This window comes from Colwellia sp. BRX8-9, from assembly GCF_014077245.1.
Taxonomy (GTDB): Bacteria; Pseudomonadota; Gammaproteobacteria; order Enterobacterales; family Alteromonadaceae; genus Colwellia_A.
Genome location: NZ_JACGVN010000001.1, coordinates 302,194 through 326,450, shown reverse-complemented (window position 1 = coordinate 326,450; position 24,257 = coordinate 302,194). Strand labels below are relative to the sequence as shown.

Annotated in this window: 20 protein-coding genes and 1 tRNA gene; 14 read left to right on the top strand and 7 right to left on the bottom strand. The window is 38.7% G+C overall.

The window, feature by feature from the left end; all coding sequences use genetic code 11:
• Positions 1–10: 10 nt before the first annotated feature.
• The 6 genes from H4J70_RS01565 to fdxA form a co-directional block, all read right to left on the bottom strand.
• Entirely contained in the window at positions 11–1,285 is a 1,275-nt protein-coding gene (locus H4J70_RS01565; protein WP_182244478.1) for a tyrosine-type recombinase/integrase, read from the bottom strand.
• 164 nt (positions 1,286–1,449) lie between these two features.
• Positions 1,450–1,526, bottom strand: a tRNA-Val gene (locus tag H4J70_RS01560).
• A gap of 102 nt (positions 1,527–1,628) precedes the next feature.
• Positions 1,629–2,990 (bottom strand): MATE family efflux transporter, encoded by a 1,362-nt coding sequence (locus tag H4J70_RS01555; protein ID WP_070373752.1) that lies wholly within the window; start codon positions 2,988–2,990, stop codon positions 1,629–1,631.
• 149 nt (positions 2,991–3,139) lie between these two features.
• Entirely contained in the window at positions 3,140–3,361 is a 222-nt protein-coding gene (locus H4J70_RS01550; protein WP_182172011.1) for a CPXCG motif-containing cysteine-rich protein, read from the bottom strand.
• Between the two features lie 129 nt (positions 3,362–3,490).
• The gene (locus tag H4J70_RS01545; protein WP_182244491.1) at positions 3,491–4,357 is read right to left on the bottom strand and encodes a fructosamine kinase family protein; all 867 of its coding nucleotides are present in this window, start codon (positions 4,355–4,357) and stop codon (positions 3,491–3,493) included.
• Positions 4,358–4,437: 80 nt separating this feature from the next.
• A complete protein-coding gene (gene fdxA / locus H4J70_RS01540; RefSeq protein WP_182218013.1) occupies positions 4,438–4,767 on the bottom strand; it encodes a ferredoxin FdxA in 330 nt (109 codons plus the stop codon).
• A gap of 141 nt (positions 4,768–4,908) precedes the next feature.
• On the opposite strand from fdxA, the gene H4J70_RS01535 reads away from it, so the two are divergent.
• From H4J70_RS01535 to H4J70_RS01485, 11 genes are all read left to right on the top strand, one after another.
• Complete coding sequence (locus tag H4J70_RS01535) at positions 4,909–6,552, top strand: NAD(P)/FAD-dependent oxidoreductase (protein WP_182218015.1); 1,644 nt, start codon at positions 4,909–4,911, stop codon at positions 6,550–6,552.
• Positions 6,553–6,692: 140 nt separating this feature from the next.
• On the top strand, positions 6,693–8,603 hold the full coding sequence (thrS, locus tag H4J70_RS01530) for a threonine--tRNA ligase (RefSeq protein WP_070373747.1): 1,911 nt from the start codon (positions 6,693–6,695) through the stop codon (positions 8,601–8,603).
• A gap of 115 nt (positions 8,604–8,718) precedes the next feature.
• Positions 8,719–9,273 (top strand): translation initiation factor IF-3, encoded by a 555-nt coding sequence (gene infC / locus H4J70_RS01525; RefSeq protein ID WP_070373746.1) that lies wholly within the window; start codon positions 8,719–8,721, stop codon positions 9,271–9,273.
• Between the two features lie 214 nt (positions 9,274–9,487).
• Entirely contained in the window at positions 9,488–9,682 is a 195-nt protein-coding gene (gene rpmI / locus H4J70_RS01520; protein ID WP_070373745.1) for a 50S ribosomal protein L35, read from the top strand.
• 15 nt (positions 9,683–9,697) lie between these two features.
• Positions 9,698–10,057 carry a 50S ribosomal protein L20 gene (rplT, locus tag H4J70_RS01515; protein WP_070373744.1) on the top strand — a complete coding sequence of 120 codons (360 nt, stop codon included), beginning with the start codon at positions 9,698–9,700 and terminating at the stop codon, positions 10,055–10,057.
• Positions 10,058–10,332: 275 nt separating this feature from the next.
• Positions 10,333–11,436, top strand: coding sequence for a phosphoribosylaminoimidazolesuccinocarboxamide synthase (locus tag H4J70_RS01510; RefSeq protein ID WP_070373743.1), 1,104 nt, complete (start codon positions 10,333–10,335; stop codon positions 11,434–11,436).
• A gap of 330 nt (positions 11,437–11,766) precedes the next feature.
• On the top strand, positions 11,767–12,105 hold the full coding sequence (locus tag H4J70_RS01505) for a P-II family nitrogen regulator (protein WP_070373742.1): 339 nt from the start codon (positions 11,767–11,769) through the stop codon (positions 12,103–12,105).
• Positions 12,092–13,426: an ammonium transporter gene (locus H4J70_RS01500; RefSeq protein WP_259367729.1), complete on the top strand. Its 1,335-nt coding sequence runs from the start codon at positions 12,092–12,094 to the stop codon at positions 13,424–13,426. Before H4J70_RS01505 ends, H4J70_RS01500 begins: the two co-directional genes overlap by 14 nt.
• Before the next feature lie 215 nt (positions 13,427–13,641).
• Complete coding sequence (pheS, locus tag H4J70_RS01495) at positions 13,642–14,622, top strand: phenylalanine--tRNA ligase subunit alpha (RefSeq protein ID WP_070373741.1); 981 nt, start codon at positions 13,642–13,644, stop codon at positions 14,620–14,622.
• Positions 14,623–14,633: 11 nt separating this feature from the next.
• Positions 14,634–17,045, top strand: a complete 2,412-nt coding sequence (pheT, locus tag H4J70_RS01490) for a phenylalanine--tRNA ligase subunit beta (protein ID WP_182244477.1) — start codon at positions 14,634–14,636, stop codon at positions 17,043–17,045.
• 3 nt (positions 17,046–17,048) lie between these two features.
• Positions 17,049–17,339 (top strand): integration host factor subunit alpha, encoded by a 291-nt coding sequence (locus tag H4J70_RS01485; RefSeq protein ID WP_070373739.1) that lies wholly within the window; start codon positions 17,049–17,051, stop codon positions 17,337–17,339.
• 226 nt (positions 17,340–17,565) lie between these two features.
• Here the strand turns inward: H4J70_RS01485 and H4J70_RS01480 are convergent, their stop codons facing one another.
• Entirely contained in the window at positions 17,566–18,126 is a 561-nt protein-coding gene (locus tag H4J70_RS01480) for a DUF2937 family protein (RefSeq protein WP_182221999.1), read from the bottom strand.
• A gap of 132 nt (positions 18,127–18,258) precedes the next feature.
• On the opposite strand from H4J70_RS01480, the gene H4J70_RS01475 reads away from it, so the two are divergent.
• The 3 genes from H4J70_RS01475 to H4J70_RS01465 all read left to right on the top strand — a co-directional run bounded on the left by H4J70_RS01475 (position 18,259) and on the right by H4J70_RS01465 (position 24,233).
• Positions 18,259–18,939 carry a hypothetical protein gene (locus H4J70_RS01475; protein WP_182250528.1) on the top strand — a complete coding sequence of 227 codons (681 nt, stop codon included), beginning with the start codon at positions 18,259–18,261 and terminating at the stop codon, positions 18,937–18,939.
• A gap of 174 nt (positions 18,940–19,113) precedes the next feature.
• Positions 19,114–23,556, top strand: coding sequence for a thrombospondin type 3 repeat-containing protein (locus tag H4J70_RS20530; RefSeq protein WP_182244475.1), 4,443 nt, complete (start codon positions 19,114–19,116; stop codon positions 23,554–23,556).
• A gap of 104 nt (positions 23,557–23,660) precedes the next feature.
• A complete protein-coding gene (locus H4J70_RS01465) occupies positions 23,661–24,233 on the top strand; it encodes a tRNA-(ms[2]io[6]A)-hydroxylase (protein ID WP_070376952.1) in 573 nt (190 codons plus the stop codon).
• Positions 24,234–24,257: the final 24 nt, after the last annotated feature.

The following is a 24,257-nucleotide window of genomic DNA, read 5'->3' as shown; positions in this document are numbered from 1 at the left end:
TTGTACAGCTTTAGTTGCTATTCACTAACTTAAGCTCATTTAAAGTACTCGCTAAGCTTAAATTCCCCGTTGAAGCATGCTCGATATAATTTGACCACCAAGCCATCATTACCGTTCTTGGTATTAGATAATCAGCACGGTTGTATGCTCGGCGTACTTTATCTTTAATTAGATGAGCTAATGCAGCTTCAACAACGTCAAAGTCGAAGCCTTGTTCATTTTGGGCTGTACTTGCAATTGAACGCATACCATGTGCTACTAATATCCCATGATAGCCCATACCCTTAATTGCGTTATTCGCAGTTGATTCATTTGCATGTCTGTTTGGATTTGTGTCCCCAGGAAATATAAACTCACGATGGCCGCTAATTGGCCTTATTGATTCAAGTATTTTTAATGTTTGCTCAGTTAATGGCACTGTATGATCGCGATTTTTTTTCATGGTCTCTGCCGGAACATTCCACAGCTCTTTGACAAAATCAATTTCTGACCATCGCGCTTTTGCAGCTTCTCCGGGTCTAACCATAGTATGAAGTTGCCATTCGATTAAAAGCCTCGTCACAAGTTTTGCACGAGAAAGGCTTAATGCTTTCATGAACTTTGGTAATTCTTCAGGCCTGATGGTTGGCACATGTTTGGTTTTAGGTGTTTCAAAAACAGATTTTATGCCAGCTAGCGAGTTATGGTCAATAATGCCGGCGTTAACTGCATGGGTCATAATTTCGTTTAAATATCGAATTATTTTAGTGTTAGTTTCGAGAATGCCACTTGCCGCAACTGGCTTTAATATTTCGATGACCTCTGGCGCTGATATTTCTTTAATTGGTCTTTTTCCTAACTCCGGAAGAATATACTTGTCGAGTTTCCGGAAAATACCGTTTGCGGTATTTGCTTTAACCTTGGTTTTTTTCAATTCGAACCAAGTAAGCATAACGGCCTCGAACGTATTATTAGTCGATAGCACTTCTTTGCGCTCTAATTCTTCCCGATGTTTTTTGGGATCTATATTGTTGTCTAGGAGTCTTTTTGCATTCTGTCTATGCTCTCTGGCTGATGCCAGTGATACGGTAGGGTATGTGCCAAAACTGATGCTTACACGCTTTTTGGTATATGGCTGTACATAGTCTAAACCCCATGATCTTGATTTATTCGGCCTTATTCTGAGGTGTAGGCCACCACCATCACGCAATATAAACACTTTACCTTCTGCCATAGCAGCTTTAACTTTTGGGTTAGATAACGATTGCTTGACTTCCGTAGAGCTTAGGGGGGTTACTTTCGGCATAAAGCAGTACCAGTTGTATGCTATTTGAACGGTACTGTTTACAGTACTGCTTTTTTTTGAGGATGTCACGAGTTTATATCGGAAGCTATAAGACATAAAAAAACCGGAAAACCTTGTTTGATTAGGGTTTTCCGGTCTCTATTGGTTCTTAAAGAACCTATGTTTGGTGCTCGCTACTGGACTCGAACCAGTGACACCTTGCATGTCATGCAAGTACTCTAACCAACTGAGCTAAGCGAGCAATTGTTAGTTGCTTTAACCAACGGGCGTCATATTATCGATATGAAATGTTAGTTGCAAGTAGTTTTATGTATTTCAATTTAAATAATTAACTGTTTGCTTATTAATGCGCCATTTCGACTCTTTTTTGAATGATACTGAGTCGCCAAGCTAATAATACGGCTGCAGTTGTTAAGCCAAAAATTATACCTATCCAAAAACCATAAGGACCAATCGGGTCAATTATCCAGTTGGTTAACCCTAAAATTAGCCCTAAACTTAAGCCAATGACCCAATATGAAAAGAAAGTAATGTATAAAATAGACTGCGTATCTTTATAGCCTCGCAATGCTCCCGCAGAAATAACTTGTATTGCATCGGAAAACTGAAATAAAGAAGCTAAAAACATTAGGCTAGCGGCTAACTCAATCACTTTTCTATCTAGCGTATATATTTCTGCGATGGGGTAGCGTAAAGCAATCGTTAATAGTGCAGTACCAACTGCAATAACAAGTGACAATATCAGTGAATAATTGCATATTTCTTTCGCGTTAGCTAAATCATTATTACCAACGGCATAACCCACCTGTATAGTCACGGCCATAGCTAAACTTAATGGCACCATAAATACTAAGCCTGAAAAGTTAATGGCTATTTGATGGCTTGCAACAACCTCTGCACCAAAGGGCACCAAAATAATTGCGACTACGGCAAATAAACTCACCTCAAACAGTAATGACATTGCAATAGGAAAACCGATCGTCAGTATTTCTTTTATTTCTAGCCAGTTTGGCCAGTAAAAACGTTCAAATAATGAGGCATGTTTTAATTTTTTTGATACGTAACAATAAATAAACATCGAGACAAACATAACCCAATAAACGATAGCTGTGGCGATACCACAACCGGCACCACCTAGTGCAGGCATGCCAAACTCACCGTAGATAAAAATATAATTAGCCGGAATATTAATTAACAAACCTATGATACTGATGATCATTGTTGGTTTGGTATGCGACAAACCTTCAGAGTAGTTTCTTAAGACAAGATATAAACAAAAACCTGGCCCCCCCCAAACGATATAGCCTAAGTAATCAAAAAGTAATTGTTTTAAATGGCTTTCTAGTGGGATTTGTTCAATGACTAAGGGGGTGATCGCATAATATAAAACGATCAACAACAAACCTAAGGTTAATGCTATCCATGCTGTTTGATAGGTCGCTTTGGCAACGTAATGGAATTTTTTTGCTCCAGCAAGTTGCGATACTATGGCAGCAAGTGCCATAACTAAACCATATATAGTTAGTATTAAGGGTAGCCAAACACTGCTAGCAACGGCTACTGCAGCCATGTCGGTAGCGCTCACTCGACCAGCCATCACCGTGTCTGCAAATCCCATTAGGGTTTGCACAAGTTGAGCGATCAAAATAGGATAAGCCAATTTCATTAGGCTTTTGGTGTTTTTTCTAAAGTCAGTAATATTCATTAGGGAAGAGTGCTTATAAAACCATCATTTTAAGAAGAAAAATGATCAAGATGAGAATGATATAGGTTTAAAGCAGTTGTGCAATGTTTCTCTAGTGAATTTAGCCTTTATAAAAAACAATGGTGAAGCGAAAACACGAGTAATAATTACTAAAAAACTTGTTCGTCATCACTGTCTATCGCTAATTGAATTTTTTGGCGGTATTCATCAATATGCATATTTAAGTGAATATCTCGACAACAAGAAGGGCACTCTTCGTAATAATCTTGATCACCAGCCGATGTATCTAAAGATAAATGTAAGTGATGACCGCAATGAGGGCAGCTAATACGTTTTTCTTTTATCGCTTGTAAGCTTGATTCCTGGGACATTTTGCCTCCTAGATTCTTTTGGTTACTGATGATTAAGTATGTTCATATTTGTAAAAATCGCTAACAAAATCAAAAATAAAGTTGTCTAAATTATTTAACTTATTGTGTGCAATCAATTTTATTTTAACATTAATGTAATGATAAAATTCGAGATAACAAAGCTCTTGATTGATCAATATAGATACCACCAAATAGATTCGCATGATTTAGGATATGATAAAAATTATAAATGAGCTTTCGTTGCTCATAGCCTTTTTCAAGGGGGAAAATATCTTGGTAACCCTGATAAAAATCATAAGGTAGTTGGCCAAAGAGTTCGGTCATCGCAATATCGACTTCTCGGTCACCATAATAGCAAGCAGGATCATAAATGACTGACAAAGAGTCTGTGAAGCCTAAGTTACCCATCCATAAGTCACCATGAACTAGGCAAGGTTTAACATCGTGATGATTTAATGCGTCGTGGCAAATATCAGTAATATGGTCAATGTTACCCAGTGTTATTGATTTTTCGCTCAGTAATTGTAATTGCCAAGCAACTCGTTGTTCTGAGAAGAAGGTTTTCCAATTACTACGCCAGTTGTTCGGCTGTAAAGTGTCGCCAATATAATTGTCGTGTTGCCAACCAAATTGTCCATGTGGCGAACCTTTATGCATCAAGGCGAGCTGTGCACCTAAATTATACCAATGTTTTTCGGTAGCGTGTGAAAATGGAATGTAATCAAGCACAATAAAGCTTTTATCAAGGGTGCTTCCTAATGCTATAACTTCGGGGCAAGTGATTTGTTTAAGAGAACGTATTTGATTTAGGGCGTAAGCTTCTGATTCAAAATGGTTGAAGTGATTTTTATCTTTAATTTTAATAAAGTAATGATCATGCTTATTGCTTAGTTGGTAAGCTAAATTGCTTTCACTTGTTGAAATAAGGCGCTTTTTTTCAATAGTGAATTGCTCACCGGTTTCAGTTTTGATTGCTTGCTCAATAGATTGCCACATAATGCACCAATTATTCATTGACCCTGTTGGTGTGAGTATAGTTAATAATTGAGCAATGTGTTTATTTTGCTGAGCTGATTTTAATTTTCAATAATTAAGTGAGCTATTTTATTGGGTACGCCATCCCATTCCTGTGCATCGGCAGGTGCGGGTTTTACTTCGGTTATTCTCGGCCATACTTTAGCTAACTCAGCATTGAGTTCGATAAATTCTTTTTGATCTTCAGGAACGTCATCTTCTTGATATATAGCGCCTGCAGGGCATTCAACCGGACATAAGTCACAATCAATACAGTCTTCAGGACTGATGACTAAAAAATTAGGACCTTCATAAAATGCATCCACTGGGCATACTGCTACACAGTCGGTATATTTACATTTTATACAATTGTCGGTAACTACAAATGCCATAACGTACTCTTTTGATGAGATGAAATATTTTCGAGCTGATCATACCTAGCTTAGCAATAATTTCAATTGTTGATTTAACTGAGAGGTATGTTCAGGTAAAATGCCGAAAAATTCCCTTTTCTCTTTTTGGAACCGCTCACTATGTTGCGTTTAACAAATATCCAACTGCCGCTTGATCATGAAGAAGCTGATATAAAACTGGCTATTCTAGATACATTATCAATTTCTGAAGATCAGCTAATTGATTTTACGGTTCATAAGCGCGGATATGACGCACGTAAAAAAGCAAAAATAGTGTTGATTTATACGCTTGATGTAGACACTCGCCTTAATGAAGAATTACTTGAAAAATTTGCTAAAGACAGCCAAGTAAAAGTAAGCCCTGACATGAGCTACAATTTTGTTGCCCAAGCGCCAGAAGTCTTATCACAACGACCTGTTGTTATTGGCTTTGGTCCATGTGGCTTATTTATCGGATTAGTACTTGCTCAAATGGGATTTAAGCCGATTATTTTAGAGCGCGGTAAAGAAGTACGTCAACGCACCAAAGATACCTTTGGCTTTTGGCGCAAAAAAATACTCAATACTGAATCTAATGTACAATTTGGTGAGGGTGGTGCAGGTACTTTTTCTGATGGTAAACTCTATAGCCAAGTTAAAGACAAGAAACATTATAGCCGTAAAGTGCTGCATGAATTTGTTGATGCAGGCGCGCCTGAAGAAATTTTATTTGTGAGTAAACCGCATATTGGTACCTTTAAGCTCGTTACTATGATTGAGCAAATGCGCGCTAAGATTATTGCGCTTGGTGGTGAAATTCGTTTTGAACAACGCGTTGACGAATTTCATTTTGATGAAGAGCAAGGTGCTGATGGACACAAACGTATTAATGGCTTAACACTGGCCAGTGGCGAACGTATTGATACCAATTATGTTGCTTTAGCCGTAGGTCATAGCGCTCGTGACACCTTTGAGATGCTTGTTAAAAATAAAGTCTCGGTAAAAGCTAAACCTTTTTCAGTTGGCTTTCGCATAGAACATGAGCAATCAGTTATTGATGATGCACGTTTTGGTGACAATGCCGGTAATGAAATATTAGGCGCTGCAGATTATAAATTAGTACACCATTGTAATAATGGTCGAAGTGTTTACAGCTTCTGTATGTGTCCTGGCGGAACTGTAGTTGCAGCGGCATCAGAAGAAGGGCGCTTAGTCACTAATGGTATGAGCCAATACTCGCGTCATGAGCGTAATGCGAATAGCGCAATTGTTGTTGGTATTGAGCCTAGCGACTTTGCTAATAAAGATGATCCTTCAGACGTATTATCGGGTATTGAATTTCAACGCCGTTTAGAAGAAACAGCCTTTAAACTCGGTGGAGAAAATTATGATGCGCCAGTGCAGTTGGTTGGTGATTTTCTTGCTGGACGTAAAAGCGGTGAGCATGGCGAAGTTAGCCCTTCATACAAGCCCGGCGTTAAATATTGCGACTTAAGTGAAACCTTACCTGATTACGCTATTGCCGCTATTCGTGAAGCATTACCTGCCTTTGAACGTAAGATAAAAGGTTTTTCAATGAATGATGCGACATTAACGGCTGTTGAGACAAGAACATCATCAACCATTCAAATTACCCGTGATAGAGAGTCACTGCAAAGCATTAATGTCGAAGGTCTTTATCCGGCTGGTGAAGGTGCTGGTTATGCAGGTGGTATATTATCAGCGGGTATTGATGGTATTAAAGTCGCAGAAGCGATGGCGCTGGCAATGATGGCAAAAAGATAAGTCTGTCTTTATATTGCAAATAAAGGGGAATTCCCCTATATTTGCGACCTCAAATATTTCCCAAAAGAAATAGTTTATATTATTAAAAATATATTCAAGCGTCACTTTGTGTGTGACGCCACTGAAATAAAGGAAAATTAATGCCTGTTATCACTCTCCCTGACGGTTCAAAACGTTCATTCGACAATGCAGTATCGGTAATGGATGTTGCCTTAGACATAGGACCTGGTCTTGCTAAAGCAACCATCGCGGGTCGTATCGACGGAAATCTTGTTGATGCTTGTGAATTAATTACCCAAGATGCTTCTTTACAACTTATCACTAATAAAGATAACGAAGCTCTTGAGATTATTCGTCATTCTTGTGCGCATTTACTAGGGCATGCTATTAAGCAGTTATACCCAAATGTTAAAATGGCGATTGGACCAACGATTGATAACGGCTTTTATTATGATATTGACCTTGAAGAGTCAATTACTGAAGACGATTTAGTCAAACTTGAAAAACGTATGACTGAACTAGCACGCACCGGTTATGAAGTTGTTAAGAAAACAGGTTCATGGCAAGACGCTTACGATGCGTTTACTGAGCGTGGTGAAACCTACAAATTACAGATTCTTGATGAAAACATCGAGAAAACTGATACGCCTGCTTTATATCATCACCAAGAATACATTGATATGTGTCGTGGTCCTCATGTACCTAGTATGCGTCATTGTCATCATTTTAAATTGATGAAAGTTGCTGGTGCTTATTGGCGCGGTAATTCTGACAACAAAATGTTGCAACGTATTTACGGCACAGCTTGGGCTGATAAAAAGCAACTTAAAGCGTATATCGTTCGTTTAGCAGAAGCTGAAAAGCGCGATCACCGTAAAATTGGTAAAACATTAGATTTATTTCATTGGCAAGAAGAAGCACCAGGCATGGTGTTTTGGCATAACGATGGTTGGACAATTTACACTGAGTTAGAGAAATTTATTCGTGAAAAATTACACGAATATGATTATGACGAAGTTAAAGCGCCGATGATGATGGACAGAAGCCTTTGGGAAAAATCAGGTCATTGGGAAAAATATGCCGACGGCATGTTCACCACTGAGTCTGAAAAGCGTGAATACGCGATAAAACCAATGAACTGTCCAGGTCATGTACAGATATTCAACCAAGGTTTGAAATCGTACCGCGATTTACCTTTACGTATCGCTGAGTTTGGTTGTTGTCATCGTAACGAGCCATCAGGTTCATTACATGGCTTAATGCGCGTTCGTGGTTTTACTCAAGATGATGCTCATATTTTCTGTATGGAATCACAAGTACAAGCCGAAGTAAAAAAATGTATCGAGATGGTATACGATGTCTATGGTTCATTTGGTTTTGAAGATGTTGTTGTTAAATTATCAACGCGTCCTGAAAATCGCATTGGTAGTGATGAAATTTGGGACAAAGCTGAAGCGGGCCTTGCACAAGCATTAACCGACAGCGACATCAAATTTGAATATTTACCAGGCGAAGGAGCATTTTATGGTCCTAAGATTGAATTTACCTTAATGGATTGTTTAGGTCGTGCTTGGCAATGTGGTACAGTGCAGCTCGATTTTGCTTTACCAGAGCGTTTAGGCGCAACTTATGTTGGTGAAGACAACGAAAGATACATCCCAGTGATGATTCATCGTGCTATTTTAGGTTCACTTGAGCGTTTTATTGGAATTTTGATTGAAGAGTTTACCGGGAAGTTTCCGACCTGGTTATCTCCAATTCATGCAACTGTGATGAATATTACCGACAAACAGGGTCAATATTGTGAAAAAGTTGTTAAAAAACTAAAAGAAAGTGGATTTAGAGTAAAACTAGACTTGAGAAATGAGAAGATAGGCTTTAAAATCCGCGAGCACACTTTGAAGCGTGTTCCATATTTGTTAGTTGTTGGTGACAAAGAAATGGAAGCAGGCGAAATCGCTATTCGAACGCGAAGTGGTGAAGATTTAGGCAAAATGTCTGTTGATGACTTTATTTCTAAACTAAGTGAAGAAGTTAACTCTCGCAGTTAGCGTTTAAATTACTTATAATAACGTTTATAACATACATCAAAATATTTTATTAATCTGAGTAGTTGTTAAGTTAAAAATAACACCAGCTACTCGGAACAAAGTTCTTTGGAGGAACATGGCTATTAAAGGTGGACAACGAGGCGGGCAAAAAGAGCCAGCACATCGTTTAAATGAGTTAATTACAGGTATTGCTGATAATGAAGTTCGTTTGATTAGATTTGACGGAGAGCCTGGTGGCATCGTCACATTAGATGAAGCAATGGATCAAGCTGACGAAGCTGGTGTTGATCTTGTTGAAATAAGCCCTACGGCTAAACCTCCTGTACTCCGTGTTATGGATTACGGTAAGTTTATCTATGAAAAAGCTAAAGAACAAAAAGAACAACGCAAAAACCAGAAACAGATACAGGTTAAGGAAATTAAATTCCGTCCTGGAACAGATGAAGGCGACTATCAGGTAAAACTACGCAACCTGAAGCGCTTTTTAGAGGGTGGCGATAAAGTTAAAGTAACTTTACGTTTCCGTGGTCGTGAAATGGCTCACCAAGAACTCGGTTTACAACTACTAACTCGCGTTAAAAACGATTTAGAAGAGTTAACTGTACTTGAATTCTTCCCGCGTCGTGCGGAAGGAAGACAAATGGTGATGGTACTAGCACCTAAAAAATAATCAATAACCGGTATTTCAAGTAACTTAGTTTGATGTAAATTAAAATAAGTTCACCATTATTGATTTTAACGGGTAACTTTAGGCCTGAAAGTAAAAACTAACGTTTATTTTTGTTTATCCTTAAATAAACGCGTTAAGTTTTTCGCCTAAGTTGCTAAATTTCAATGGCAATGTTTATGTGTAATAGCACAAACATGAATGCGGAGTAATATTCATGCCTAAAATGAAAACTAACAAAGGTGCTGCGAAGCGCTTTAAAAAAACAGCCTCTGGCTACAAGTTCAAACAAGCTGGCCTTCGTCATATCTTGACTAAGCGTCGTACTAAAGTTAAACGTCATCTTCGTGCTAAGTGCATGATTTCGGCGGCTGACATTAAGTCAGTTAAAAAACTTTTACGTCACGGTTAATAGGAGAGATATAGAATGGCTAGAGTAAAACGTGGTGTACAAGCTCGTGCACGTCACAAGAAGGTTCTAAAGCAAGCTAAAGGTTATTACGGAGCACGTAGCCGTGTTTACCGTGTTGCTTATCAAGCAGTAACTAAAGCAGGTCAGTACGCTTACCGCGATCGTCGTCAACGTAAACGTCAATTCCGTCAGCTTTGGATCACTCGTATAAATGCAGCAGCTCGCATAAACGGTTTATCTTACAGTGTTTTCATTAATGGTCTTAAAAAGGCTGCTATTGAAATCGATCGTAAGATCCTAGCTGATATTGCAGTATACGACAAAGCAACATTCACATTCTTAGTTGAAAAAGCGAAAGCTGCTTTAGCTGCATAGAACTTGAAAAAGCTTTGAGATAAGGACGCCATTAGGCGTCCTTTTCTTTTTTTAATTATACTAACTTGTTCTTTAGCTCACTTTCTGCGTTTTAAAGTACTTACTAATAGTTATTAGCACCGTTCTTTACTTTGGAAATTAAACTAAACACCTTGGTTATAATGTATTAAAATGTTTTTATTAATTATACCGAATACTATTTTATCTTTTGGGATAACGCGCAAAGATATTATTCGCTACAATTAATATTAACTTGATAATTAAGGTTTAAACCGATGAGTCTTGCAGATCAAATTTTAGCGGTAAATAATGATTTACCTATTCGTACCGATGCACCAGTTCACAGCGGTAAAGTGCGCAGTGTTTATTGGTTAACCGACGCGGATAGTAAGCGACTAATTCAAGAGAAAGGCTATGATGTTGCCGACGACACACCTTTAGCCATTATGGTTATTAGTGATCGTATTTCTGCTTTTGAATGTATTTGGCAAGGCGAAGGTGGTATGCAAGGTGTACCTGGAAAAGGTGCATCACTGAATGCTATATCAAATCATTGGTTTAAATTATTTAAAGATCAAGGTCTAGCCGATAGTCATATTCTTGATATTCCACATCCGTTTGTTTGGATCGTACAAAAAGCTAAACCTGTAATGATTGAAGCTATCTGTCGTCAGTATATTACCGGTTCTATGTGGCGTTCATACGTAAAAGGTGAACGTGATTTTTGTGGTATCGAATTAGCTGAAGGATTATTGAAAGATTCAAAGCTACCTGAACTTCTACAAACACCTTCAACAAAAGGTATTTTAGAAGGCATTCCGGGCGTTCCTGCGATTGATGATGTTAATATTACTCGCAAAAATATTGAAGATAATTTTGAAGCCTTTAATTTTAAAACGCCTGATGATATTACTTTATACGAAAAATTATTAACGGAAGGTTTTGACGTTATTTCTGATGCGTTGGCAAAGCTTGACCAAATCTTTGTAGATACTAAGTTTGAATTTGGCTATGTAAAAGATAAAGCTGGCAACGACAAGTTAATTTATATGGACGAAGTGGGTACGCCTGATTCTTCACGTATTTGGGATGGCGAGCAATATCGTGCCGGTAAAGTGGTTGAAAACTCGAAAGAAGGTTTCCGCCAATTACTTTTAGCACATTTCCCTGATGCTGATATTTTATTAAATAAAAATCGCATGGACGAGCGCTTAGCTTTAGCTCGCAACAATGAGTTACCGGCATCCGTATTAATGGATGTGTCACAAACATACACAGCGATCGCTGAGAAAATTACCGGTCAAAAAATTGTTTTGTCTGCTAACCCTAAAGCTGAAATTATTGATATTTTACGCGAGCAGTATCAGCTAATCGATTAAGTCGTTATTGTCTCTGCTTAAAAGCTCTACACCCGTAGGGCTTTTTTTTTGTGCGCTATTTACCATCTCTAACCTTTGCTAATACTAAACCTTCAATTTTGCCCTTTACACTTTTTCTTAAACATAAAATCTGACTAATGGTCATAATCTGCGCACCAATATGGTGTTTGGGTTGTGTTTGTGTGTAACATTTTGGTGCATTTGAGCGGTGTAATATTAATTATTATTTTTTAACTTATTGTTTTTTAATTGATTGTCTCTTTGGGCACAAATGGTGCTTAAATAAATTTATATAAACAATCTTAAATAATATGCACTAAAGGTGAACAAATGAAGTTGATAACCGCAATAATCAAACCTTTTAAACTCGATGATGTTCGTGAAGCACTCAGTGAGATAGGTCTAGAAGGATTAACGTTAAGCGAAGTTAATGGTTTTGGCCGTCAAAAAGGTCATACCGAACTTTATCGTGGTGCCGAATATGTTGTCGATTTTTTACCAAAAATGAAACTTGAGCTCGCTGTTAAGGATGAAATGGTTGAGCGTGTTATCGACACTATTCTCGAAACAGCACAAACAGGAAAAATAGGTGACGGTAAGATATTTGTCACTAACATCGAACATATTGTTAGGATCAGAACAGGTGAAACAGATAATGAAGCTATTTAAACAGTTACACTCAAGCATAACGATGAATAAAGTATTAACACTTTTTGTTTTACTTTTGTCCGCGGTCGCATTGCCAAGTTTTGCCAGCAATGACGAATTGAACGGCGCAAATACGGCGTGGATCCTCACATCAACGGCTCTAGTCCTAATGATGACCTTACCCGGACTCGCTTTATTTTACGGTGGATTAGTTCGACGTAAAAATATTCTTTCTATTCTTATGCAGTGTTTTTCAATTGCTGCTCTTTCTTCGATACTTTGGTTTGTGGTCGGTTATAGCTTAGCCTTTGGTGAAGGTAATGCGTGGATAGGGGATTTTAGCAAAGTACTTATGATGGGAATAACCAAAGAAACCCTTGTTGGTGATATTCCGGAAAGCTTGTTTGCTTTATTTCAAATGACGTTTGCGGTTATTACTCCAGCACTTATTATTGGCGCTTATGCAGAAAGAATGAAGTTTTCTGCAGTCTTAATTTTTAGTGGCTTATGGTTGCTAGCGGTTTATGCTCCGGTAACTCATTGGGTTTGGGGCGGCGGTTGGTTAGGCCAAATGGGCATTTATGATTTTGCCGGTGGTATTGTGGTGCATATTACCTGTGGTGTTGCCGCATTGGTTGCTGCTGTTGTTTTAGGTCCTCGATATGGTTTCCCTCGAACGCCTATGTTGCCACATAACTTAACCATGACTATTACGGGGGCAGGTTTGCTTTGGGTCGGTTGGTTTGGTTTCAATGGTGGTAGTGCCTTAGCCGCCAATGGTGACGCAGCAATGGCTATGTTAGTCACGCATTTATCCGCTTCAGCAGGTGCACTGACTTGGGCTGCTATTGAATGGAAAAAATTTGGTAAAGCGAGTGTCTTAGGCGCGGTAACGGGCATGGTTGCCGGTTTAGGGACAATAACACCTGCATCAGGTTTTGTTGGCCCAGGTGGCGCACTAGTTATAGGAATTTCTGCGGGTTTTATTTGTTTTTATTCAACGGTCTATATTAAACAAAAGTTAAAAATTGACGATTCTTTAGATGTTTTTCCCGTGCATGGTGTCGGGGGTATTTTAGGCACTTTATTAGCGGGTGTGTTTTCTTCTACAGAGCTAGGCGCTTTTAGTGGTTATGGTTATGCAGAGGGTATCACCACGATGTTAGGGCAGGTCAGTGTTCAATTAGTGGGAATTGGCGCTGTTATTGTCTATACGGCGGTTGTCTCTTACCTGTTGTTTAAGCTTGTTTCCTTGATGACTAAAGGCTTAAGGGTTGATAAAGAACAAGAAATAACGGGCCTTGATTTAATTGAACATGATGAATCAGGGTATAATTTGTAGTTAAATTTTGTGATTTAGACGTCAAAAAACAGCAAGGCCTTTATTGAAATAGAGGCCTTTTTCTTATCTGAGCTGTTTTTTCAGTAAAAGCACTCTTTTCACTACATAATCAATTGATTTTTGTGTAAAATCATACACCATTTATATTAATACCATCAGTCTAGCCAAAACCTTCAAATTTACTGAACGGTTTTAGAGCCGTTTTAGAGGAACTCATGAATTTAGACGATATAATATTGCAGGCAGAACAAGCTATTTCTGCAGCAAAAGATCCAGTAGAGCTTGATCAAGTTCGCGTTAATTTTTTAGGTAAGAAAGGTTTGTTCACTGAGCAAATGAAGGGCTTAAGTAAATTACCTAAAGAAGAAAAACCTAAAGCAGGGCAAGTGATCAATATTGCTAAGCAGCAAGTACAAAAATTATTAACCGAACGTGGTGAGTTATTGCGTGCAGAGGTTATTGCTAAACAGTTAGCTGCTGAGTCTATTGATGTAACATTGCCAGGGCGTAGTAATGACCTAGGTGGTTTACACCCAGTAACACGTACTATTGAGCGTATAGAAAGCTTTTTTGGTGATTTAGGTTTTTCTGTTAAAGAAGGTCCTGAGGTTGAAGACGATTTTCATAATTTTGATGCACTGAATATTCCAGAGCACCATCCTGCACGTCAAGACCATGACACTTTTTACTTCAATCCTAAGTTAGTTTTACGTACACAGACTTCTGGTGTACAAATTCGTACTATGGAAAAAGAGCAACCGCCTTTACGTATTATATCTCCAGGCAAAGTTTATCGTAATGATTACGATCAAACGCATACGCCAATGTTCCACCAAGTTGAAGGCTTAATGGTTGATAAAGATGTTAGCTTTACGCATCTTAAAGGTATTTTACACGACTTCTTACATCACTTTTTTGAAGAAGAAGTTGAAATTCGTTTCCGTCCTTCTTATTTCCCTTTTACTGAACCTTCAGCAGAAGTGGATATTATGGGCAAAAATGGCAAATGGTTAGAAGTTTTAGGTTGCGGTATGGTTCATCCTAACGTTTTAAAATCAGTAGGTATTGACCCTGAAGTATACACAGGTTTTGCTTTTGGCATGGGCGTTGAACGCTTAACCATGTTGCGCTACGGTGTAAACGATTTACGTTCATTCTTCGAAAATGATCTTCGCTTCTTAAAACAGTTCAAGTAGGAAAGCCAACAATGAAATTTAGTGAATCTTGGTTACGTGAGTGGGTTAATCCTGCTATTTCATCGAGTGAGTTAGCTCATCAAATAACTATGGCCGGCTTAGAAGTTGACGCTGTAGAACCTGTTGCGGGTGAATTTACCGGTGTATTAATTGGTGAAGTTGTTGAATGTGGACCTCACCCTGACGCAGACAAATTACAAGTAACAAAAATAAACCTAGGTAGCGAGTTTAATGATGGCGAGTTAGTTGACATCGTTTGTGGCGCTAAAAACTGTCGTTTAGGCCTCAAGGTTGCTGTTGCAACGGTTGGCGCAGTTTTACCGGGCGACTTTAAAATTAAAAAAGCTAAATTGCGTGGCGTGCCTTCTCATGGCATGTTGTGTAGTGAGTCAGAAATTGGTTTGTCTGAAAGTGCTGACGGTATTATGGAGCTTGCACCCGATGCACCAATCGGTATGTGTGTTCGTGAATACTTAGACTTAAATGACGTTACCATCGATGTTGATTTAACGGCTAATCGCGGTGATTGTTTAGGCCTTAAAGGTTTAGCACGCGAAGTCGGGGTGTTAAATAGTGCTAATATTACTGAACCTGAAATTGTTGCTGTTGTTGCAACGATTGATGATGTGCGTGACATTACTTTATCTGCACCACAAGCTTGTCCGCGTTATTTAGGACGAGTGATTAAAAATATAGATGTAACCGCGAAAACACCGTTATGGATGGTAGAAAAATTACGCCGTTGTGGCACTCGCTCAATTGACCCTGTTGTCGATGTAACTAATTACGTGTTGCTTGAGCAAGGGCACCCGATGCACGCTTTTGATTTATCAAAAATCGATGGTGGTATTAATGTTCGTTTTGCTACGTCAGGTGAAAAACTTGTTTTACTTGACGGTAATGAAGTGACGCTTTCGAGCGAAACATTAGTGATTGCTGATGAAAGTAAAGCCTTAGCGATGGCTGGCATTTTTGGCGGAAAAGAATCGGGTGTTAAATCTGATGAAGAAGAAAAATCAACTGATATTTTCTTAGAAAGTGCTTTCTTTGCTCCCTTGGCTATTTTAGGTAAAGCCCGCCAATATGGTTTACATACTGATTCATCACATCGTTACGAACGTGGTATTGACCCTGAATTGCAGCGTAGTGCTATGGAACGTGCAACGACCTTATTATTAGCTATTGTCGGTGGCCAAGCAGGACCTATCGTTGAAGCATTAAGTGATGAACATTTACCAAAAGAAAAAACAGTAACCTTACGCCGCGAAAAACTTGATGGACGCATTGGTCATCATATTGAAGATGCTAAAGTGACTGAGATTTTAACGCGTTTAGGTTTCGAAATTGCCTTTGTAAATGATGTTTGGACCGTAGTGGTACCAGCATATCGTTTTGATATTAAAGTTGAAGTCGACTTAATTGAAGAAGTTGCGCGTATTTTTGGTTACAACAATATTCCAAATGTGTCGCCTAAAGCAACGTTGGCGATGCGCGAACAAAAAGAAAAGTTCATTCCGTTGAAACGTTTACGCAACGTTATGGTTAATCGTGGATATCAAGAAGCAATAACTTATAGTTTTGTTGACCCAAAAGTTCAAGCGCTTATTCACCCTGAACAAGCGGTGATGACTTTACCGCATCCAATTTCTTCTGAAATGTCGGTGATGCGTTTAAGTATGTGGACAGGCTTATTGCAATCGGTTATTTACAACCAGAACCGCCAGCAATCTCGCATCCGTTTATTTGAAACAGGTTTACGTTTTGTTCCAGATGAAGCCGCAGAAAACGGTGTTCGCCAAGAACAAATGTTTGCAGGTGTTGTGACCGGCCAGCGTAATGAAGAACATTGGGATATGGAAAAGTCTGCAAGTGATTTTTTTGATATTAAATCAGACGTAGAAGCCTTACTGGCTCTTACTGGCGATGCTTCGTTATATCAGTTTTCAAAAGATGAAATAGTCGCACTTCATCCTGGCCAAACCGCCGCAATCCATAAGAATGGTGTGCTGGTGGGACATGTTGGTACCTTACATCCTGAATTAGAAAGAAAATTAGGACTAAACGGTCGTACATTTATTTTTGAGCTATTATTGTCTGAAATTTCAACACAACAAATCCCTGAAGCTGGTGATATATCTCGCTTTCCTGCCAATAGACGTGACATAGCAGTGATCGTTGAAGAGCAAATTAATGCAAATAATGTCTTACAACTTATTGAAAAGGTTGGCGGAAATTATTTAGTTGATCTAAACTTGTTTGACGTATACCGAGGAAATGGTATTGAAGAAGGGTTTAAGAGCTTAGCGATAGCGATGACTTTACAGGATTGTGATAAAACCCTCGAAGAAAAAGACATTAATGAAGTCGTTGAACGTGTCGTAGACACATTAGAAACTGAGCTAAATGCATCACTGAGGAATTAGGTAATGGCGCTTACTAAAGCAGAAGTAGCAGAACATTTATTCGAGAAAGTTGGGCTGAGCAAACGCGACGCAAAAGATATGGTTGAGGTGTTTTTTGAAGAAATACGCGAAACGTTAGAAAGTGGCGAACAAGTTAAGCTTTCTGGTTTTGGTAACTTCGATCTTCGTGTTAAAAGCGAACGCCCAGGTCGTAACCCTAAAACGGGTGAAGATATTCCAATTTCTGCTCGTAAAGTTGTTACTTTCCGTCCTGGACAAAAATTAAAGAGTCGCGTTGAAAACGGTAACGGCTAATTAATAACGTATAAAGTTAGAGCATGCTTTTCTATGTATTCAATAATAGATGAGATGATGTTTATAGAAGGTTGCTACGGCAACCTTTTTTTATGCTTGCGAGAGAGCTGGGATAGATAAAATAGAGCCAAGCAAGGGTGGCAAGGGTAGTCTTTATTGATATCGTTTAGTTACGGTATCAATGTGTCTCTATGCGTGATCTAGAGTAGCGCTTAACTATCTTGCTTTAGTGTGAACTTTTTTGATGATTTAGTGACATCTTTTTACCTAGTAACTTAAGCAAAGAAACAATTATTTCCTTCGCTATTAAACCAACAATAGCGATGACCGCTCCAGTACTTAGTGCATTTATCTCAAGTGGGATAGTCAGTGAAAAATCAGTTAAGGTATCTTTAATAATGACTTTATCGCCATAAACAATAAAGTTATAAATCCGTTCAATATAAACGTCGCTAGTTATCACGCTAAGTTGTGACTGCAAATACTCAACCCGTATGACCAATTGGTTAATAATTTCGGCAGTATTGACTATTGACGGCTCAGAATTAGCTTGATACTTCGTTATCATCGCTGATAAATTACCTTGGTAGTGCAGATCTGCAATGTTTTGAAATTCTACTAGGTGCAGTTTTGCTTCAGATAAGTGTCCGGACAGGCGATGTTTATATTGAATGATAAATGCCGGTAATTGCACACCTACTATAAATGTTACAGTGAAGAAACAGCGGTCAATAATATTATTAATCACTCTAAACATAGCTAACTTATCGCTTAAATATATATTCACAAAAAATAACATTAGCATATATTTGTTTATATTTTAAAATTTTTATGGTTTAAAAATTGCATATTTATAAAATAGATTATGCATTTGATATGAATGCAATAAAGAGTCAAATTTTTGATGGTGGTATCAATAGTGAAAATTAATATAGATAACAACGAACAAGAAAATTTAATATTGCAACACTCTCATTTGGGAAGAAATATAATGGTTAAAAATTTAAGTAAGCTGCGGAACACTTTTGCCGTTGGCGGTATCTTTATTGCTTCAAGTCTTTTTTCATACAGTGTTAATGCTTTAGAAGTAGCAGGTAACATTCACAAAGGTCAAGACGCTAACAGCCAAGGTTATAGTTTTTCTTTAGCAGACAGCTTTACTAAAGGTGGAAATTTCTATTGGACTGCTTCTTATAATAACTTAGAAAAAGTAAAATATGATTTACCTTTCACCATAACCGACGAACGTTTTTTTAAAATTAATACCATTGATGGGCTTGTTAGTTATCGTCATAAGATACAAAGTTATAATGCTTTTTTCAAAAAATTAACGATTGAATATCAACTGGGCGCTTCACTAGCGCTCACTGAAAATAAACTTACCTATACCGACCCAAACAGTTCAGATACAGTGGAAATATACCCTTCGCAAGAAAATGATATAAACATGGTACTAGGCGTTGTTGCCCATTATAAGTTTAATAAAAATACTGCATTAAACCTAGGTGTTAAACATCAACCTAATTTTTCTGAATTTGGTGCTATAACATCTGTTTATGTTGGTCTAAGTTATCGTTTTGGACGAGGCTTAGATTATTAAGTTTGATAGAAAAAGTTGTCTAGCCTAGCATTTAAGGTCTTTGTTGATGATATTTGCTAAAGTTTAAAGAAGAAATTAATAATGATCGCCATTAAATAGGTGGTCTTGTTAATTTCAAGACGTAATAACTTACACCTGTAAGTTTAAAATATATTGCTATTGGTGGGGATGTTTATGCCATTAAGAATTCATTCAGTCGTTTTTCCTCTCGTATTAACACTTATGAGCAGTTTTCCTGTTTATGCGGTTGTACCACAATGCCCTCCGCCAACTCCTTTACTCGATGCTGATGGTGATGGTTACGACGATACTATGGTTATTGGCGGCGCTTATGATTTATTTCCAACTGACCCAACCGAGTGGTATGACACAGACTTAGACGGTATTGGTAATAATGCTGATCCTGATGATGACGGTGATGGTGTACCCGACGGTTTTGATTTTAACCGTGATGGTGACCCTGTACTGAACGCATACGATCCTTTTATCGAAAATTCTTTTGAATGGCTTGATACCGACGGTGATTGCTCTGGCAATACGGTTGATCTTGATGATGATGGTGATGGCGTTGTTGATGTTGTTGATATATATCCCCTTAATCCACTTGAATGGGACGATACCGACAGTGATACGATAGGCAACAATACCGATACTGATGATGATGGTGACGGTATCATTGACCGCTATGATGCTTTTCCGCTTGATGCCTCTGAACAACTTGATACCGATTCTGACGGTATAGGTAATAACACTGATACCGATGACGATGGCGATACTATTCTAGACGTTGATGATGCTTTTCCACTTGATAGCTCAGAGCAAAGAGATCTTGATAGTGACGGTATAGGTGATAATGCTGATAACGATAGTGATGGAGACAGTTACGCAAATGGTATTGATGTATGGCCCAATGATGCCTCAAGATGGTTTGATACCGATGGTGATGGTATCGATAATAATATTGATACCGATGATGACACACATGATGGTACGGGTGTTGGTGATGGTTTCCTTGATATAAATGATGATTTTCCGCTAAATGCGAGTGAATGGTTAGACACCGACAGTGACGGTGTTGGCGATAATGGTGATACAGATATTGATGGCGATGGCCATTTAAATGTAAACGATGCTTTTCCGCTTGATAACACTGAATTTATTGATACTGATGGTGACGGTACAGGCAATAATGCAGATACAGACGACGATGGTGATGGTGTCTTAGACAGCAGTGACCCTTTTCCGCTTAATGTTAATGAGTCAGTAGATACTGATTTTGATGGTATAGGTAATAACTCTGATGCCGACGATGATAATGATGGCGTTTTAGATGACATTAACGGCAATGGTATTATCGATGGTTTAGATGATGTCTTTCCATTAGACCCTAGTGAATATATTGATACTGACGGTGATGGAACAGGTAATGTTGCTGATACCGATGATGATGGCGACAATGTAGCTGATGGCGTCGATAGATTTCCATTAGATGCAAGTGAGTGGCTTGATACTGATGGAGACGGCGTTGGTAATAATACTGATACAGATGATGATAACGATGGAATATTAGATGTAAATGAAACACCGGCAAACTCACTGTTACCCTTAGCAACCACAGATACCGATGGTGATGGCGTTGCTGATAATACCGATCTTGATGATGACACGCACGATTTTACCGGTGTCGGTGATGGTATTCCTGATACGATAGATCTTTTTCCTTTCGATGCAACTGAATGGAATGATTTAGATGGCGATTTTATCGGCGATAATAGCGATCCAGATATTGATGGCGATGGTATTGCCAATGCGGTTGATCCCGGACCAACCGATCCTTTAGCAAGAACAGATACGGATGGCGATGGCCTAGCTAATGAAACTAATGATAATGATGACGACAATGATGGTGTTGTAGATAACATTGATTTATTTCCGTTAAATGCGGCTGAAAGCATAGATACTGACGGCGATGGTATTGGTAACAACGCTGATCCAGATGATGATGGTGACGGTTTTGCTGATAATGCTGATGCCTTTCCATTAGATGTGAGCGAATATTTAGATACCGACGGTGATGGCACAGGTAATAATGTTGATATCAACGATGATGGTGATAGTGAACCAGATGCTAACGACCCTTTTCCTTTAGATCCTAACGAGTGGCAAGATACCGACGGAGATCTTGTTGGTAACAATAGCGACAGTGACGATGACAACGATGGTTTAGTTGATAGCCTAGATGCTTTTCCATTAGATGTTAATGAAAGGCTTGATACCGATAATGACGGCATAGGGAATAATGCAGATACAGATGACGATAATGACAGTTATCTTGATAGTAATGATTTATATCCATTAGATGCAACTGAATGGCAAGACTCGGATGGAGATGGGCTAGGCGATAACGCTGATGCCGATGATGACAACGATAGTATTCTTGATACTGATGATGCTTTTCCGTTTGATCCAGGAGAAATATTTGACACTGATGGCGATGGTATTGGTGATGTACTTGATACTGACGACGATAATGATGGTGTGCTAGATAACGTTGATTTATTTCCCTTTGACCCGAATGAATCACGTGACAGTGATAATGACGGCATTGGAAATAATAGCGATAGTGACGATGATAATGACGGTGTGCTTGATATCGACGATGCTTTCCCACTCGATCCGATAGAAAGTGTTGATACCGATGGTGATGGTATTGGCAATGTTAACGATATCGATGATGATAACGACGGTGTCTTTGATTATCTCGACCAGTTACCGCTAAACCCGACAGAGTCACTAGATTTTGATGTTGATGGTTTAGGTAATAATGCCGATCCTGATGACGATAATGACGGCATGAGTGATGTCTTTGAGCTTCAATATGGTTTTAACCCATTTAACGATGCTGATGCACTAATTGATACAGATTCAGACGGCACGGCAAATGTTGATGAAGAGCGTAACAACACCAATCCATTAATTGACGATTATGCGCCAGTGATAACGGTCCCACAAGCAGTTCACCTTGATGCTGATCATACCTTTACTGCGCTAACACAAACACAATTGGTACAGTTAACCGACGTTTATGTTGAAGATGGTCGTGATGGCGCTAACTGTTGTGCATTAACACCGGTGGGTTTTGAGCGCGGACAAAAATATATTACCTCAGGGTTGTACAATATTATATGGCGAGCGGTTGATGAGGCTGGTAATGTTTCAACCACCCCACAAGTGCTTAATGTTTATCCGTTAGTGAACTTTAGTGCGACGCAAACAATAGGTGAGGGCGCTACGGCTCGGGTTGAAGTTGTCTTGTCAGGCAAAGCGCCGGCTTATCCCATTGAATTACCTTTTGCTATTTCTGGTAATGTAGATGCCCTTGATTATAAGATAACAGACAATAAAATTGTTATTACTGAGGGCACGTCAGGCTTTATTGATATCTTGATTAATAAAGACTTTCAAGCAGAAAGTGATGAACAGCTTGTGCTGAGTTTTGGCAATGAAATAAATGCCGGTGTCAATAATAGCCACACCATAGTTATTACTGAAAATAATATAGTACCGACAACACAATTGCGTATGACTCAGCAAAATATAGCGGTTTCTAGTATCAGTAAAGACCAAGGTGAAGTGACCATAGAGCTACAGATAAATGATGATAATCCAAATGATTCACACATTATTAATTGGTTACTGCCTGAGTATATCAATGCCGAAATAAGTGCCAGTCAATTAAAGGTTTATTTGCAACCTGACAACTTTGTTTTACCTGAAGAAATAAGAGGATTAATTACGGTAGAAGTCAGTGTTACTGATAATGGCAGTGGCGAATTGTCACAAACTCATCGCCTTAGTATTCCGGTTAATAGCATTTTAGCTCGACTCGACGGTAGTGATACGGACAGTGATGGTATCGCAGATAATATTGAAGGTTATGCTGATGACGATAACGATGGTGTTCCGGCATTCTTAGATAATAATGATATTGCTTATTTGCAGCCATTACATGTTAATGCCGGTAAAACTAAGTTAATGGAAACTGAGCCAGGCTTAAAGTTACGCTTAGGTAAATATGCGTTACAGCAGTTTTCAGATGGCGTGCAAATGACACAACAAGAGATGGATGCAACCGGTTTAGTCGCAACGGACACTTATGATCATCGTAGTGATTACTTTGACTTTGAAATTCATCAGGTGACTCCTTTTGGTGCCTCTGCAGCTGTGGTTATTCCGTTAAATGATGGTATTCCACAAAATGCGCTTTACCGGAAATTTAATCGTGACAGTGGTTGGCAAAACTTTGTTGAAAACAGCAAAAATACCTTAGCGTCTAGTCCAGCAGATAACGATGTATGTCCACCGCCACAGAGTGCTTTATACCAGACAGGTTTAACTGAAGGGCATCAATGTGTACGCTTATTGATTGAAGATGGCGGTGCAAACGATGCGGATGGTTTGGTTAACGGTATTATAGACGACCCAGGTGGTGTTGCCGTTGTGCCTAATGCTGAAGTTGCCAAGAAAACCGATCCTGAGCAATCAAGTAGTGGCAGTATTTACTGGTTATTATTACTGGTATTAGTGAGCTTACGATTGAAAAAGTTAAGTAAGTAAGTCATAACGCGACTTTGACAAACAAGTGAACATTTATGTTTGTTCGCCCGCTATTTTCCTATAAAATAGCGGGCAAATTTCCTCTTTCAATAATAAGTAGTTTTATGTTTGAACTTAAATACCATACGCCAAAAGAATGGGCGCAAGTTGCTCTTGCTGATTTCAATGCCTTTTTACTTGATCATGCAACGGCAGAAAAAAAAGCGTCAGGTATGGCGATGTCAATGATTTCTCATTATCCCGATAGAAAAAATATGGTTAAAGCTATGGCTGACTTAGCGATAGAAGAGCTCATTCATTTTAAACAAGTGTTAAAATTAATTAATGCGCGTGGCATTCAGCTCGGCGCTGACACCAAAGACCCTTATATTACCCAAATTCGTAAAGCCTTTCGTAATGGTGCAGAAGTGTTTTTTATGGACCGATTAATCGTTGCTGGTGTGATTGAGGCACGAGGATACGAACGTTTTTCGCTTATTGCCCAAGCATTGCCTGAAGGCAAAGACAAAGTCTTATATGACGCGATTGCAAAGTCAGAAGAAAAGCATAAAAATTTATTTATCGAACTCGCTTATGAATATTTTGATAAAGACGAAGTCAATATACGTTTAGAAGAAGTACTGACATTAGAAGCTGAGATTTGTGCAAAACTTCCCTTTAGAGCGGCTCTGCATTAATTATTTAACGATAAATGGTTAACG